Origin of the sequence: Erythrobacter sp. NE805, from assembly GCF_046452355.1 — a bacterium.
Lineage (GTDB): Bacteria > Pseudomonadota > Alphaproteobacteria > Sphingomonadales > Sphingomonadaceae > Erythrobacter.
This window is the reverse complement of sequence record NZ_JBKFDI010000001.1, coordinates 1,527,106-1,540,690: the sequence shown is the minus strand read 5'-3', so window position 1 is coordinate 1,540,690 and position 13,585 is coordinate 1,527,106. Positions and strand designations below refer to the sequence as shown.

13 protein-coding genes are annotated in these 13,585 nt (G+C 66.3%); 5 read left to right on the top strand and 8 right to left on the bottom strand.

Going from position 1 to position 13,585, the window contains the following annotated elements:
- Positions 1-359: 359 nt before the first annotated feature.
- Positions 360-1,691: a right-handed parallel beta-helix repeat-containing protein gene (locus tag ACLBKU_RS07340; RefSeq protein ID WP_410178871.1), complete on the top strand. Its 1,332-nt coding sequence runs from the start codon at positions 360-362 to the stop codon at positions 1,689-1,691.
- A 473-nt stretch (positions 1,692-2,164) separates the two neighbouring features.
- Here ACLBKU_RS07340 and ACLBKU_RS07335 read toward each other — a convergent pair whose 3' ends face one another.
- The 3 genes from ACLBKU_RS07335 to ACLBKU_RS07325 form a co-directional block, all read right to left on the bottom strand.
- Positions 2,165-2,884, bottom strand: a complete 720-nt coding sequence (locus ACLBKU_RS07335; RefSeq protein ID WP_410178870.1) for a hypothetical protein — start codon at positions 2,882-2,884, stop codon at positions 2,165-2,167.
- Entirely contained in the window at positions 2,881-4,236 is a 1,356-nt protein-coding gene (locus ACLBKU_RS07330; RefSeq protein WP_410178869.1) for an O-antigen ligase family protein, read from the bottom strand. The genes ACLBKU_RS07335 and ACLBKU_RS07330 overlap by 4 nt, the downstream gene beginning before the upstream one ends.
- A gap of 107 nt (positions 4,237-4,343) precedes the next feature.
- Positions 4,344-4,607, bottom strand: a complete 264-nt coding sequence (locus ACLBKU_RS07325) for a hypothetical protein (protein WP_410178868.1) — start codon at positions 4,605-4,607, stop codon at positions 4,344-4,346.
- Between the two features lie 387 nt (positions 4,608-4,994).
- Here ACLBKU_RS07325 and rfbA point away from each other — a divergent pair, with 387 nt between their 5' ends.
- The 4 genes from rfbA to rfbB are packed head-to-tail and all read left to right on the top strand — an operon-like array spanning position 4,995 to position 8,332.
- A complete protein-coding gene (gene rfbA, locus ACLBKU_RS07320; RefSeq protein ID WP_410178867.1) occupies positions 4,995-5,891 on the top strand; it encodes a glucose-1-phosphate thymidylyltransferase RfbA in 897 nt (298 codons plus the stop codon).
- The gene (gene rfbC, locus ACLBKU_RS07315; RefSeq protein WP_410178866.1) at positions 5,888-6,433 is read left to right on the top strand and encodes a dTDP-4-dehydrorhamnose 3,5-epimerase; all 546 of its coding nucleotides are present in this window, start codon (positions 5,888-5,890) and stop codon (positions 6,431-6,433) included. Before rfbA ends, rfbC begins: the two co-directional genes overlap by 4 nt.
- Complete coding sequence (rfbD, locus tag ACLBKU_RS07310; RefSeq protein ID WP_410178865.1) at positions 6,430-7,287, top strand: dTDP-4-dehydrorhamnose reductase; 858 nt, start codon at positions 6,430-6,432, stop codon at positions 7,285-7,287. Before rfbC ends, rfbD begins: the two co-directional genes overlap by 4 nt.
- Positions 7,280-8,332 (top strand): dTDP-glucose 4,6-dehydratase, encoded by a 1,053-nt coding sequence (rfbB, locus tag ACLBKU_RS07305; protein WP_410178864.1) that lies wholly within the window; start codon positions 7,280-7,282, stop codon positions 8,330-8,332. Before rfbD ends, rfbB begins: the two co-directional genes overlap by 8 nt.
- Before the next feature lie 9 nt (positions 8,333-8,341).
- Here the strand turns inward: rfbB and ACLBKU_RS07300 are convergent, their stop codons facing one another.
- From ACLBKU_RS07300 to ACLBKU_RS07280, 5 genes are all read right to left on the bottom strand, one after another.
- Positions 8,342-8,746, bottom strand: a complete 405-nt coding sequence (locus tag ACLBKU_RS07300) for a VOC family protein (protein ID WP_410178863.1) — start codon at positions 8,744-8,746, stop codon at positions 8,342-8,344.
- 26 nt (positions 8,747-8,772) lie between these two features.
- Complete coding sequence (locus tag ACLBKU_RS07295; RefSeq protein ID WP_410178862.1) at positions 8,773-9,936, bottom strand: acyltransferase family protein; 1,164 nt, start codon at positions 9,934-9,936, stop codon at positions 8,773-8,775.
- Entirely contained in the window at positions 9,900-11,030 is a 1,131-nt protein-coding gene (locus ACLBKU_RS07290; protein WP_410178861.1) for a hypothetical protein, read from the bottom strand. The genes ACLBKU_RS07295 and ACLBKU_RS07290 overlap by 37 nt, the downstream gene beginning before the upstream one ends.
- A gap of 15 nt (positions 11,031-11,045) precedes the next feature.
- Positions 11,046-12,563, bottom strand: coding sequence for an MBOAT family O-acyltransferase (locus tag ACLBKU_RS07285; protein ID WP_410178860.1), 1,518 nt, complete (start codon positions 12,561-12,563; stop codon positions 11,046-11,048).
- Positions 12,564-12,643: 80 nt separating this feature from the next.
- Positions 12,644-13,585, bottom strand: coding sequence for a class I SAM-dependent methyltransferase (locus ACLBKU_RS07280; protein WP_410178859.1), 942 nt, complete (start codon positions 13,583-13,585; stop codon positions 12,644-12,646).

Below are 13,585 nucleotides of genomic sequence, written 5' to 3'. Positions count from 1 at the left end.
AGAACGTATTTGCAGATCCCAAAGGAAAAATGCGGTCATTGTTGGGTTAATCTACCCTTTGACGCCCGCATCTGGCGATGATACTTCTCGAATAGGTCTACATCCGGGGGCATGAGCACGTGCGTTTCCAGCTGTTTCGCAAGAGATCGATGTCGACTCGATTGTTGGTGGCTGCGCTTATTATGATCGCTGTCGGACTTTTAGTGTTCCTACGCGGGGCTGCACGTGACCTATCAATCGACGCTTATCCGATGCCTGCCTGCAGCACACCAGGTCCTGCTGATGGGAGGGTCTTCCATGTTGATCCAGTGCTTGGTAGCGCGGAAGGAGACGGCAGCCAAGCAAGGCCGTGGCGTGACTTGAACCAGTTGGTCGCCGTAGGGCTGCTCGGCGAGAGGCAGCGTCGGGTCGCGCGAGCCGACCGCATTTTGTCGCGCCTAACCGGCCGCATTCCCCGAGTGAGCCTCGAGGAGCGGCGCGGAGTGCGCGTGCGCGGTGGCGATATGTTGCTGCTGGCAAGCGGCGAGTATGGAGATGTGGACCTTTCTGGGCTCGCCAACAGTGGCTTCGTGACCATCGCTGCGGCCCCGGGCGCTCGCCCCCATTTTACGAGCCTCGATCTGTCGCGCGCTTCGCACTTTGTCTTACGCGGGATCACTGTCACCGCCGGGCGCGCGCCGCCCGAGCGACGGCAACTCGTCTCGGTCTATGCGCCGGGTGAGGCGCGGGCGGACAACATCGTCCTCGATGATCTCGACATCGGCTCGACCCTAGCCATCGCTGCTACCCCGCAAAACGCCTTCGTTGCCCGAGCACCCGATGGTATCGTCCTCGCGGGTGACTGCCTGACCCTGACTGGTGCCGAGGTGCACGATGCGATGACGGCAGTAGAGATCTACCGCGCACGGCAGGTGCTCATCGCCGACAACACATTCCGCGATTTCGCTATCGACGGCATACAGTATTCAGGCCGCAGCATCGTGATCTGTGACAACATCGTCATCGACCAATGGCCGACATCCAGCTTGCTCCACCCCGACTGTATGCAAGGGACGGGTTCAGACGAAGCAGCGTTCGGACCGGTCTTGATCACCGGCAATGTGTGCATCCGTTCGATCGGCTTGAGAGCTGCGCGGCCAGGGGGGCACGTCTACGATGGTGGTTGGCAAGGCATCGTTATCTTTGACGGGCACTGGAGCGGTGTGATGGTGCGCTGCAACCTCGTTCTGCCCGCGGCGGGGCACGGCATCGCGCTCTACGGCGTGGACGACGCTCTGATAGAAGGCAATGTAGTGCTCGGCCTGAACGGCGGACCTGCTAGCTGGATTGCAGCGTTGCCAGCGAAAAACGGTCGTCAGTCGACGAATGTGGTTATCAGAAAAAATCAAGCAATGGCTTTTCTCAACGCCGTGAAATCCGCGCAAGCCCCATTCGAAACGATGATCGACGCGTTGGGGGTAAACCGAGAAGACTCTGAGATCCTTGCTATGTTGCGAGGGGAACTCTCTGGCGTTTCGGTTGCTGAAGGCAACGTATGGCAGACGGCTCAGGTAGCACGCCCGCCACTCGGGTTCGACGAACGCTTTGAATGGACGACAGGCGTGCAAAGCAAAATTCCGCGCGACGTACCAGAAGCAAGGCAGATCCACCCGCTACCCGAGGCATGTAAGGTCAAGACTGACGCCGGATAGATCAATACGAGGCGATCTAGTCCGACACCGCTTGCTGTCAACGAGCTCCACATTCACCGCATCGAATGTGTGATCGACTGCAGATCTTCTAGGCCCGATCTCGATTCGCGCAACCGGGGAGCGCTCGATCATCATGGCGCTTTGCTCGGTGCATGGTGAGCAGATCACCGTTCGAAAGAGAAAGTGGTCGAGAGCAATTTCGACTACCAGCTGCAGATGCTGGCCGAGACGCCGCCGCTTCTAGTTCCCTATCGAGAACACTCAATATGCGCTGCTTGGCTGGTTCGGCGAATACATGAGGACACCCTTCGATCGTTTACATCGGAGGTACGGCTGTTGAGCCCGCAGCCAAGCGAGCGAAAAAGTCGCGAAAACGCCAACAAAATCACGGATCGGCGAGGCTTGAGAGGTGCTCGCGAAGGAAGACTCTGGCAGGGCTTCAAACCTCGGCAGAACTGGCGAGGTTGATTCTTCTAGCCGCAGCGCGCGGCAAGGGCGTCGAGCCGGTCTGCCGCCGCTGCGTCTCGAGCCCGCAGGACAGTGCCTGCGGTGCCGAGCTGCTCGCAGGGGAACCGTGCACCGAGTTGGACGGCTAGGGTTGCGACTCCCGCAAAGACCGCGGGCGGCAGGACTTGCGGCCCGCGCTCGAGGAATTGCGCGTGCCAGCGCGGCGCGGCGGCGAGCACCTCGGCGAAGGTCTGCTGCCCGGTCCCGCCTGGCTCGCCGAGCACCTCGGGGGCGAGGCTCGCCAGCAGCGCATCCGGTGTCGCCGGAGCGCGGAACAGCGCGGCATAGCGCCGCGCCGCCTCGGCCTGGTCACCCCCGGCGAGCGCGATGCGCAGAACGGCCTCCTGCGCGACCGGATCGCGCCAGCCGCGCTCGCCCGCGACCGCGATCGAGAAGGTCGCCGCCTCCGCCTCGCCCGCCTTCGCTTGCGCGGCGGCGAGCAGCGTGAGGTGCTCGGCGGGGAGCGGGCGGCGGCGCACCAGCGTCTCGGCCTCGGCGAGCGCCGCGGCAGCGTCCGTGCCCTGGAGCGCCGCGGCGGTGATCGGCAGCTGGGCGTAGGCGCGCAGCGGGGCCGGGACGAGCGGCGCGACCGAGGGGTCGCGCTCGGCCTGGCGGTCGAGCTGCAGCCCGGCGGTGAGCGCGCCGACGCCGATCAGCGTGGCGGTCCAGAGGATGCGGCCGATCATTGCCCCTCTCCCCGGCGATTCGCACCGGCCCGCGCGAGCAGCAGCAGCGCCAGGCCCGCGAAGGCAAGGATCGTCTGGTTGCGCAGCGGGTAGTCGGTGATCGACTGGAGCGCGATCGCGAGCAGGAAGCCCCCGCCCGCCCAGCCCGGCCAGGCGAGCTGCGAGCGCCGCGCGCGCCACGCCAGCGCGAGACACCCGGCGAGCCACAGGGCGGCGAGCACCAGTCCGGGCAGCCCTGCTTCCATGACCAGCTCGAGATAGTCGTTATGCGCCCGTCCGGCGGTACGAAGTGTCACATTTTCCAGCGATTCGTCGATCTGGAACACCTCGTCGAAGGTGCCGATCCCGGCGCCCGCGGGCCAGTAGCGCTCCCCGGCGAAGAGCGCGTCCTCCCAGATGAAGCGGCGCGGATCGTCCTTGGCCTGGAACCGCTCGAGCGTCTCGCCGACGCGGCCCGGCGCGAGCACGAACAGCCCGCCGATCACCGCCACCCCGAGCACCAGCGCGCCGAGGGTGCCGAGCACCGCGCCCCCGCCGCCCTGCCGGTCGCTGCGCGCCGCAGTGCGCTGCTCGCGCAGCCAGCCGATCCCTCGCAGGGCGGCAAGCCCGAGCGGGATCGCGGCGAGGGCGAGCCCGGTGCGCGACTTGGTGAGAACCACCCCCGCCACCAGCAGCAGCCCGAGCGCGAGGCGCAGCCACGGCACCGCGGGATGGGGCCGCGGCGCGGGCAGGAGGCAGGCCAGGCCCACGCAGAAACCGAGGAACAGCCCGGTCGAATTGCGGTTGGCGAAGGTGCCGAGCAGGTATTCGCCCGGCTCGCGGACCTCGAAGAGCGCGAAGTTGTCGCCCGCCGGGTTGAGTTGGACCAACCCCATCAGCACCGTCACGATCCCGAGCGCGACCGCCATCCAGCCGACCAGCAGCAGGTGGTGGCGCGGCATGGTCCACCCGCCGACCAGCACCGCGAGCGGCGTCACCGTCGCGGTGAGGGCGAGCGCGGTGCGCCAGGGGTTGACGCTCCAGGTCATCCACCCGGCCTCGCCCGCGGCGTCATAGGCGCGGGTGACGAGGTCGTGCCCGGGGAGCGCGCTCCACAGGTGCTCGGGAAGGGGGACGACCTGCGCCAGCGGCAGCAGCAGCGTGAGGCCGATCAGCCCGCGCAGCATCCACGGCGAATCGCGCAGGAACTGCTTCGCCGCGCCGTAGCGCAGCGCCAGCACCGCGATCGCGGCGAGCTGCACCACGAGGTTGGCGAGCCCGTAGCGGCTGCCGCCCCCGCCGCAGGCGAAGGCCACGAGGAGGAGGATGCAGAGGGCGAGAACGCCGGCCCGGTCAGCCGTATGTCGGGGCAAGAGAGGGCCTCTCGAAAGCGCGCGGGGGGAGCACAAAAGAAAACGCCCGGGCCGAGGTCCGGGCGCTGTCTGAATAGCGTGCCATCAGGCAATCGGGGAAGGCAGGATCAGGTGCCCGGCGACTGGCCGTTGTCGTTCGACGAGCCCGAACGGGAGACGCCGTAGATCACCAGACCGCCAGCGGTGATGCCGAGGATGATCGGCAGGGCGCTCGATTCAGCCTGCTTCTGGCCCTTGGCGGCGCGGCCCTGGCCGGGGGCGCTGACCGAGACCGACGACTTGCCGGCGCGGGTGCCGGCTTCGGCGGCGACCGGCAGAACGGCAAGGCTCGAGGCGGCGGCGGCGAGCATGATGCGCGATACGGTCTTCATCGTTTCAATCCCCGTGTTCGAAATCTCGGCTTCTACCTAGTGCAATGCAGCAAGCATGGCAACCTCATATTGTCGAATGGTAAACGCCTGATCGACGCCCGGCCACATTTCGTCGGACCAGTCGAGGCATTGATGTTTCAGGTGAAACATTCGCACAAGGCCGCGCACAGGCAGGCTGGCGGGGGTCTGGAGGGGGTCTGCGGCGCGCGGGAGGGGGTCTGGAGCGCCCTTTGGACCGACCCTGCGGCACCCTGCCGCGCGGCCGGCCGCAAAACCGCGAATCGCGCCCGCCGCGGTCACCGCGCCCCGGCAAGTTTCCCGTTGACCGGCCCCAGCCGTGCTGCAATGCAGCGCGCGGGTATTCATCCACTGGGGGCGGCACGGACAATGGCAGGCGAGACCAACAGGCGCGGGATCATCCTCGCGGGCGGCTCGGGCACCCGGCTCTACCCGCTCACCCGCGGCGTCTCGAAGCAGCTCATGCCGATCTTCGACAAGCCGATGATCTACTACCCGCTCAGCACCCTGATGCTGGCGGGCATCCGCGAGATCCTTATCATCACCACCCCCGAGGACGCCGCACAGTTCCAGCGCGTGCTCGGCGACGGTTCGGACTTCGGCGTGTCGCTCACCTACGCCGTCCAGCCCAAGCCCGAGGGCCTCGCCCAGGCCTTCCACATCGGCGCCGACTTCGTGCGCGGCGGCCCCAGCGCGCTGATCCTCGGCGACAACATCTTCTACGGCCACGGCCTGCCCGACCTGCTCCAGAGCGCCAATGCCCGGACCAGCGGCGCGACCGTCTTCGCCTACCGGGTGAGCGACCCGCAGGCCTTCGGCGTCGTCGAATTCGACGCGGGCGGCAAGGCCGTCTCGATCGAGGAGAAGCCCAAGGTCCCCAAGTCGAACTACGCGGTCACCGGCCTCTATTTCTACGACGAGACCGTGGTCGACCGCGCCCGCGACTTGAAGCCCTCCGCCCGCGGCGAGCTCGAGATCACCGACCTCAATCGCCTCTACCTCGACGAGGGCACGATGTCCGTCGAGATCATGGGCCGCGGCTTCGCCTGGCTCGACACCGGCACCCACGCCTCGCTGCTCGATGCGGCGACCTATGTGCGCATCACCGAGGAGCGGCAGGGGCTCAAGATCGCCTGCCCCGAGGAGATCGCCTGGCGGCAGGGTTTCATCACCGCCGAGCGCCTGCGCGAAATCGCCGAGCCGCTGCGCAAGTCGGGCTACGGCGAATATCTCCTCAATCTCCTGGAACAGCCGGTCATCGCATGAACATCGTCGAGACCGCGCTCCCCGGCGTGCTGATCATCGAGCCGCGCGTTTTCGGCGATGCCCGGGGGTTCTTCATGGAGACCTGGAACGCGGCCGTCTTCGCCGCCGCCGGCCTCGACCTCAGCTTCGTGCAGGACAACCACTCGCGCTCGCAGAAAGGCGTGCTGCGGGGCCTGCATTTCCAGAACCCGGGGCCGCAGGGCAAGCTGGTGCGGGTGACCAGGGGCGCGGTGTTCGACGTCGCGGTGGACCTGCGCCAATCCTCGCCGACCTTCGGCCAGTGGACGGGGGTGGAGCTCAGCGCCGAGAACAGGCGCATGTTTTGGGTGCCCGAGGGCTTCGCCCACGGTTTCCTCACCCTCGAGGACGACACCGACTTCCTCTACAAGTGTACCGCGCCCTATGCGCCCCAATCCGAGCACACGCTCGCCTGGGATGATCCGGCGGTGGGGATCGACTGGCCCGACATCGGCATGGCGCCGCTGGTCTCCGAGAAGGACGCGCGCGGGCTCTCGCTCGCAGAGGTGAAGGTTTTCGCATGAGAGTGCTCATCACCGGCGCGAACGGCCAGCTCGGCAGCGCGCTCCAGCGCACCGCGCCGGCGTGGGCCGACATCAATGCGATCGACGTCGAGGATGTCGACCTCACCGACAGCGCGATGCTGACCGCGCGGCTGGTGGTCGAGGCGCCCGACCTCATCATCAACGCCGCCGCCTACACCGCGGTCGACCGGGCCGAGAGCGACGAGGCGCTCGCCCGCGCGATCAACGCCGAGGCGGTGGGGGTGATGGTCGCGGCGATGGCGTCGACCGGCGGCAAGGTGGTCCACGTCTCGACCGACTACGTCTTCGACGGCACGAGCCCGGTCGCCTACCGGCCCGAGGACCCGCGCAAGCCCCAGTCCGCCTATGGCCGCACCAAGGCGGAAGGCGAGGACAAGCTGCGCGCGCAAGACCTGCTGGTCCGCACCGCCTGGGTCTATGCCGCGGGCCTGCCGAACTTCGTGCGCACCATGATCCGCCTGATGAACGAGCGCGGGGAGGTGGGCGTGGTCGCCGACCAGGTGGGCTCGCCGACCTGGGCGACGGGGCTCGCGCGGACGATCTGGGGCCTTGCCGAGAAGCAGGCGACCGGCACCTTCCATCATTCCGACGACGGGGCGATCAGCTGGTACGACTTCGCGGTCGCCATTGCCGAGGAGGCGCAGGCGCTCGGGCTTGTGACGCGCACGCCTGTCGTGAGGCCCCTCACCACCGCGGACTACCCCACCCCGGCGCGGCGCCCGGCCTTCTCGCTGCTCGATTGCAGCAAGACCCGCGCGCTGCTCGGCGACCGCGCCGTTCCCTGGCGCGAGAACCTGCGCCTGATGCTCGAAGAGGAAGCGAAACTTGGCTGACGTGCTCGTTACCGGCGGGGCCGGCTTCATCGGCGGCAACTTCGTGCATTACTGGAACGCCAAGCACCCCGAGGACCGGGTGATCGTGCTCGACGCGCTGACCTATGCCGGCAACCGCTCGACCATCGCCGGTGCGCCCAATGCCGAGCTGATCGAGGGCGACATCCGCGACACCGCCCTCGTCGAGCGGCTGCTGCGCGAGCGCGGCATCACGACGCTCGTCCACTTCGCCGCCGAGAGCCATGTCGACCGCTCGATCAGCGGGCCCGACGCCTTCATCGACACCAACATCCTCGGCACCAACAGCCTCCTAAAGGCCGCGCGCGCGGTGTGGCTCGGGGGGAGCGGCACGGAACACCGCTTCCACCACATCTCGACCGACGAGGTGTTCGGCTCGCTGGGGCCGGAGGACCCCGCCTTCAGCGAGACGACGCCCTACTCGCCCAACTCGCCCTATTCGGCTTCCAAGGCGGCGTCCGACCACTTGGTGCGCGCCTATCACCACACCTTCGGGCTTTCGGTCACGACCAGCAACTGCTCGAACAACTACGGACCCTACCAGTACCCCGAAAAGCTCATCCCGCTGTTCCTGCTGAACGCGCTCCACGGCCGGGCCTTGCCGATCTACGGCGACGGGATGAACGTGCGCGACTGGCTGCACGTCGAGGACCATTGCCGGGGCATCGAGGCGTGCCTGCTGCGCGGGTTACCGGGCGAGACTTACAACATCGGCGGCGGGGCAGAACTGCCCAACATGACCGTGATCGACACCATCTGCGCCGAGGTCGACCGCGCCTTCGCCGAAGTGGAGGGCCTCGCCCAACGCTTCCCCGATGCGCCTGCGGCGAAGGGCCTCGCCACGAACAGCCTCAAGACGTTCGTCACCGATCGCGCCGGGCACGACCGCCGCTACGCGATCAACGAGACCAAGGCGCGCAGCGAGCTCGGCTATGCTCCGCTGCACGGTTTCGAGGAGGGACTCGGACAGACGCTCCGCTGGTATCTCGACAACGAAGCCTGGTGGCGCCCGCTGATCAAGACCTGAGCGGGGCGTTCAGAGCTCCTGGACAAGCTCGATCTGGATTCCCCGCGTGGCGACCGGGTGGATGAAGTTGCACAGGAAGCTGCCCGCGCCCCTGATCGCTGCCGGCTCGAGCAGCGGCAGGTCATTGGCCCGGCACCACGCCTCGGCCGCGGCGATGTCGTCGACTGCGTAGGCGAAGTGGTGGACGCCGCCCAACCCCTTGTTGAACTTCGTCAGAGGGCCTTGTGTCGCCAAAACCAGCTCGATCGCGGCGCCGCTGGCGGGCTTAGTGAAGATGCACCAGCTGTGCCACGGCTCCACGAAGCCGCGATAGTCCTCAACAAGGCCGAAGCTTTCCATGTGCCGCTCGGCGTCCTCCATCGAGGAGAAGACCACGCCGACATGGTGCAGGCGGTAGTGGGAGAAGATCGACATTGAGCGCTCCTGGGCCGGCTGGTCGGTCAACGAAAGGATTCTGCCAAGGCGAGGCGTTTTCCCGCGGCGATCAGCGTCTTGCGCGAAGGCACTTCAACGAGGAGGTAGCTCACCCAAGACACGAAGGTGATTCCTGCCAGGACCACCGCGATGAGCCCGAGGCCCCCGAGCGCTCCGACCTCGCCCCGCTGGGCGAGGAGGGCATCGAACGTCAGCACCCCAAGCGGGAAGTGCCACAAGTAGACCGAGTAGGAGACCTCTCCGAGGAGGACCGGGAACGGGTGCTGCAGCGCCTTCAATCCACCATGCCGCTCGGCATCGGCGCAGAGAAATACGATGGCCGCGAGCAGCAGCACGATCACCACCAGTGGCGCGCCGAACTGCACCGCTGCCACCAGAGCGACGAGAGCGGCGAAGAAGCCGGTGAGCGCGAGGCGCCTGCCGAGCGTGATGCCTTCGCCGAACCGCCAGAGCGCAATTCCAAGCACGAAGCTCGGCAGGATGCGCAAGGTGCCTAGATTCCAGGTCGAGCGCAGCAGGTCGGTCCCCGTGCCGACCCGCCGGGCGACATCCATCGCGATCAGCAGCGCGACGCTTGCTGCGAGCAGTGTGAGGGGGCGACCCAGCAGCGGGCGCATCGCGAGCACGAACACCGGCAGCAGCAGGTAGGCGAACCACTCCGCGCTGATCGACCATGAGGGAAGATTGAAGATCAGGCCATTGGTCGAGCCCCAGGCGTGGATCATCGTCACGTGCGCGAAAAGGCCGCGCGAGATTTCGCCCTTGGGGAGCGTCATCCACTGGCCCAGATCCCAGATGCTGTAGGTCACCCCGGCGCGGGCCGCCACGGCTGACAGGGCCAGTGTCGCGGCAAGGGTCAAGACATGCAGCGGATAGACCCGGCCCACCCGGCGCACGAGGAAGTCCCAGTAATCGAAGCGTCCCGCCCGCAGTTTGGGCAGGTAGACATGCGCGAGCACGAAGCCCGACAGCACGAAAAAAAAGTCCACCCCCAGGAAACCGGACATCGCGATCGGCGCCGTCTCGAGCCCGGTGCCGCGGAAGAACTCCTTGAAGTGGAAAAGGATCACCCACGCCGCTGCGAGGAACCGCAGGCTCGTCAGCGAATGAACCACCGGGGGGTAGGTATGGCTCACGAGGCGCTCGGTGGACTGCGTTTCTGCGTGCATAGGCTTGTCTCCGCGTGAGCGAGAAATGCGTTCTTGTCGGTCCGCCCCCATCCGAGCTGCACCAGCGTGTCGCCCAGCATCCGGGTGACCGCCACGGCGCCCGTCCGGTTGAGGTGGCCGTAATCGGAGAAGAACTCCGCGTGGCCCGCGATGCAGGTCGCGCTCAGCACGGGGCCGGCGGCGAGGTAGTAGCTCTCCTGCCGCAGCCGTTCGGGGTTCTCGAAGATTGGCAGGTAGACGAAGCCCAGCGCCGTGCCGTTGGCTTCGGCAAGCTCGGCGATCGCCTTGGTGTACTGCCGCTCGACAGCGAACTCCTGGTTTGCGAGTGCGACAGGGAGGACCGGCGGCGTTATCCCGCGCACCCGCGCCTGCGCCTTCGGTCGCAGCTCACCGGCCGTATGAGTCGTGTCCCGGTCGACCAGCCCGGCGGTCGGGGAGATGAAGCTCTTGGTGGAATCGAAGTTCGTGCCCGCGTAGTCCTTGCGGTGAAAGGTGCCGACGCCGAAGACCTGCGGCAGGCGGCTTTGCACGAACAGCGACATCTGCCGGTAGGGAATGTAGGCGAGATCATCCAGCCACGCGAGGTTGATCAGCATCGGTGCGTCGAGGATGTCCGGGGCCTCGGCGATGTTGCGGAAGGCGGGATGGCTCTCGCGCGGCATGGCCTCGATCGCCGAGATCAGCACCAGCTTCACTTCCGGGTGGTGGCGGAACAGCTCCCGGGCGAGGACATAATGGGCGCTGCGGCCCTCCTGGGGAATGCTGAGGTTGGCCACGTGCACCTTGCGCCCGAGCCGCTCGCTGAGCCGCTGCGCCAGCAGCGGCCCCGAGACACCTGCCTGCAGGCGCGAGTTGCCGATTACCGCGATGTCGATCGGCGTCTGGTCGAAGGCGAGCCGCTCGTAGCTCCACACCGTGCGGAACTGCAGGGTCGAAGTAAGCTGCTGGTAGCGGACATAGGTGTCATGCGGAAGCAGCAGGGTCGCCGCGCCAAGGCCGAGCATACTGAGCACCACCAGTGCGATCATCAGCCACGGCCGGTGCACTTCGCCGCCCTCTTCCTCCTTTTGGTTCTGTGCTGCCGACATCATCATCCTCCTGACCTTCGCTCAAAAGTTGAAGTAGATGAACTTGGTGGTGCCACGCATGATGAAGGCGACGGCGAGGAACAGGGTGAGGCCGGTCGCCAGCGCCCACCTCCCGGTCATGCGCCAGGCGAACTGGACGGGACTCGGCGCTCGCTTAGCCCAATCGTCACGCCAATTGAGCACCGGATCGAAGCGGGTCATGATCTCCTGCGAGTTGGGCAAAACATAGATGATGACGTAGGCGGCAAAGGTGCTGGCGAGGGCCGCGCCGAGGCCAAGCGGCCAGTCGGCGGGCACATGGATCAGTCCGCCGGCTCCAGCGCCAAATGCGGCTGCGAACAGCGACAGCATCGCCGCGCCGCTTGCCGCGCCGAAGGGGAGGATCGCCGCGACAAAGGCAAAGAGCGTCGCCGCGCGCGCGAGCGGCGCACTCCATGCGGGTTCGGCCACTCCCGCTTTCCTGCGTGCCTTGCGTGCCTTGCGCCGGAAGGTTGCCCAGAACTCGCCGATCGACATGTAGGCACCCTGCATCAGGCCGAATACCACGAAGGTCCAGCCGGCCCCGTGCCAGACGCCGATGATCAGCATCGCGATCATCGTCGGCAGGATCATCGACAGGACGAGCGTGCCATAGGTGCCCATCCCGCGCATCGCCGCGGCGCGGGCTAACGGGATCGAGATCGGCTGGAACACGTAGAGCTGCACCCAGCGGCCGAGCGTCACGTGCCAGCGCCGCCAGATTTCGCTGACGCTGCGCGAACGGAGCGGGGAGAGGAAGTTGAGCGGCAGCACGATGCCCAGCATCCGCGCTGTGCCGATGGCCATGTCGGAATAGCCGGAAAAATCGAAATAGACCTGCGCGGTGTAGGCGAAGGCGGCGATCCAGGTGTCGACTAGCCCGAGTGTCCCGCCGTCTTCGGCCGCGCCAAACACCGGCATTGAATAGAGCGCCAAGGTGTCGGCGATTACAGTCTTCTTGAACAGGCCGATGCCGAAGATCGCCAGGCCGACGAGTATGTTCGCTCCCACTCGGCCGCGCGTCGGCGGCGTGCGATGCTGGCCCTCAACTTCGTCGTAAAAAACGATCGGTCCGGCGAGCAGCTGCGGGAAAAACAGCACGAAGGTCGCATAGTCGAGCAGGCTTGCCGGCTTGATCTTTCCGCGGTTCACATCGACGAGGTAGCCGATCTGCTGAAAGGTGAAGAAGGAGATGCCGAGCGGCAGGACGATACCCTCGACCCTGAAACCGTTGCCGGTGAGCGCCCCAACCGTCTCTACAAGAAATGCGAAATACTTGAAGTAGCCAAGCACCAGTAGGTTCAGCACCACCGCCCCCGCCATAACTAGGCCACGTCGCTTCTGGTGCTCGGCGAGGCGTCCGACCATCAGGCCGGCGACGAAGTTCAGCACGGTCGAGGCGAGCAGCAACAATACGAACTGCAGTCCTGCGAAGGCGTAGAAAAAGATCGTCGCCGCTATCAGGAAGGGCCGCCGCATGGGCGCAAGCCGGGACAGCGCTAGCCCGTAGTAGACTGCCACCACGGTGGGCAAGAAAAGGAATATGAAATAAACTGAATTGAACAGCACTGGCTTGCCCCCGTCCGCCTGTCACGATCCGGTCAGGTCGGCTCGGCAATGACCGAGCAGGTCACCGCGGTCTTGCGCTTCAGGGCGCGCGGCAGCGGCACGCCTTGGGTGGTGTGCGAGGCGATCTCGAGGACACGGAAGCCCCCGGCCTCAATCATCGCCACCACCTCAGACGGATCCCGCAGCAGCTGGAGGTGGTCCGGCATTGGCGCGTTGAGCGGGATGTTGACGAACAGGAAGCCCCCCTTCGAGACTGCGTGCCGTATCTTCTGAAGGGCATCGACCGGTTGCTCAAGATGTTCGAGCAGGTGCGAGAGGATGATGAGGTCGAACTGTTCGGTCCCCGCCTCGATCTTGTGCATGTCCTGTATGGCGTAGCGCGCGCGCTCGCCCATGCCGAGCTGGCCAAGCGCGGCGCGGGTCTGCTCGAGCGAGACCGCGCTGATGTCCCATGCCACCGCCTCGCTCATGCCCAGCCGGGTGAGGGCAAGATAGATCAGGAGGCCGTGACCCGATCCCACCTCCATAAGCCGCCCGCCTGGCTGTACGCGCGAGCCGAGACGGCCGAGGAAGAACTGGAGGCTGGAGATGTGCATGTACCAAAGCACATGGCTAAGGAGCAGCCCGTGCATGTAGCGCTCCATGAACACGTCGTCAGAATAGACATGCGCGTTGGTCTCGGCGAAGGTCGAGAAGCGGTAGGCGTCGGTGCGCGCGAAGTTGAACTCCTCCTCACGGATCACGTCGCACAACCAGCGATAATCCTCCGCCACCTTGGGCGCGTGATCGCCTGTCAGCTGTAGCACGACCCGAGCGACCGCGTCACTTGTGTCGAGCAACGCCGGAGTGCGCACGGCAAAGCTCTTGCGCAGGTAATCGGCATGCTCGGGCCAGGCCGCGGTCACCATCGCGGTGAGGCGCGCGAGGTCTGGCCGACTGGCCAGAAGTTCGTCAATGAAAGCGCTTGCCGTCAT

Excerpts from the sequence above, each read along its gene's own strand:
- ACLBKU_RS07335 (WP_410178870.1), bottom strand. The coding sequence starts at position 2,884 with ATGATCGGCCGCATCCTCTGGACCGCCACGCTGATCGGCGTCGGCGCG.
- ACLBKU_RS07325 (WP_410178868.1), bottom strand. The coding sequence starts at position 4,607 with ATGAAGACCGTATCGCGCATCATGCTCGCCGCCGCCGCCTCGAGCCTT.
- rfbA (WP_410178867.1), top strand. The coding sequence starts at position 4,995 with ATGGCAGGCGAGACCAACAGGCGCGGGATCATCCTCGCGGGCGGCTCG.
- rfbC (WP_410178866.1), top strand. The coding sequence starts at position 5,888 with ATGAACATCGTCGAGACCGCGCTCCCCGGCGTGCTGATCATCGAGCCG.
- rfbD (WP_410178865.1), top strand. The coding sequence starts at position 6,430 with ATGAGAGTGCTCATCACCGGCGCGAACGGCCAGCTCGGCAGCGCGCTC.
- ACLBKU_RS07300 (WP_410178863.1), bottom strand. The coding sequence starts at position 8,746 with ATGTCGATCTTCTCCCACTACCGCCTGCACCATGTCGGCGTGGTCTTC.
- ACLBKU_RS07295 (WP_410178862.1), bottom strand. The coding sequence starts at position 9,936 with ATGCACGCAGAAACGCAGTCCACCGAGCGCCTCGTGAGCCATACCTAC.
- ACLBKU_RS07290 (WP_410178861.1), bottom strand. The coding sequence starts at position 11,030 with ATGATGATGTCGGCAGCACAGAACCAAAAGGAGGAAGAGGGCGGCGAA.
- ACLBKU_RS07280 (WP_410178859.1), bottom strand. The coding sequence starts at position 13,585 with ATGACGGCAAGCGCTTTCATTGACGAACTTCTGGCCAGTCGGCCAGAC.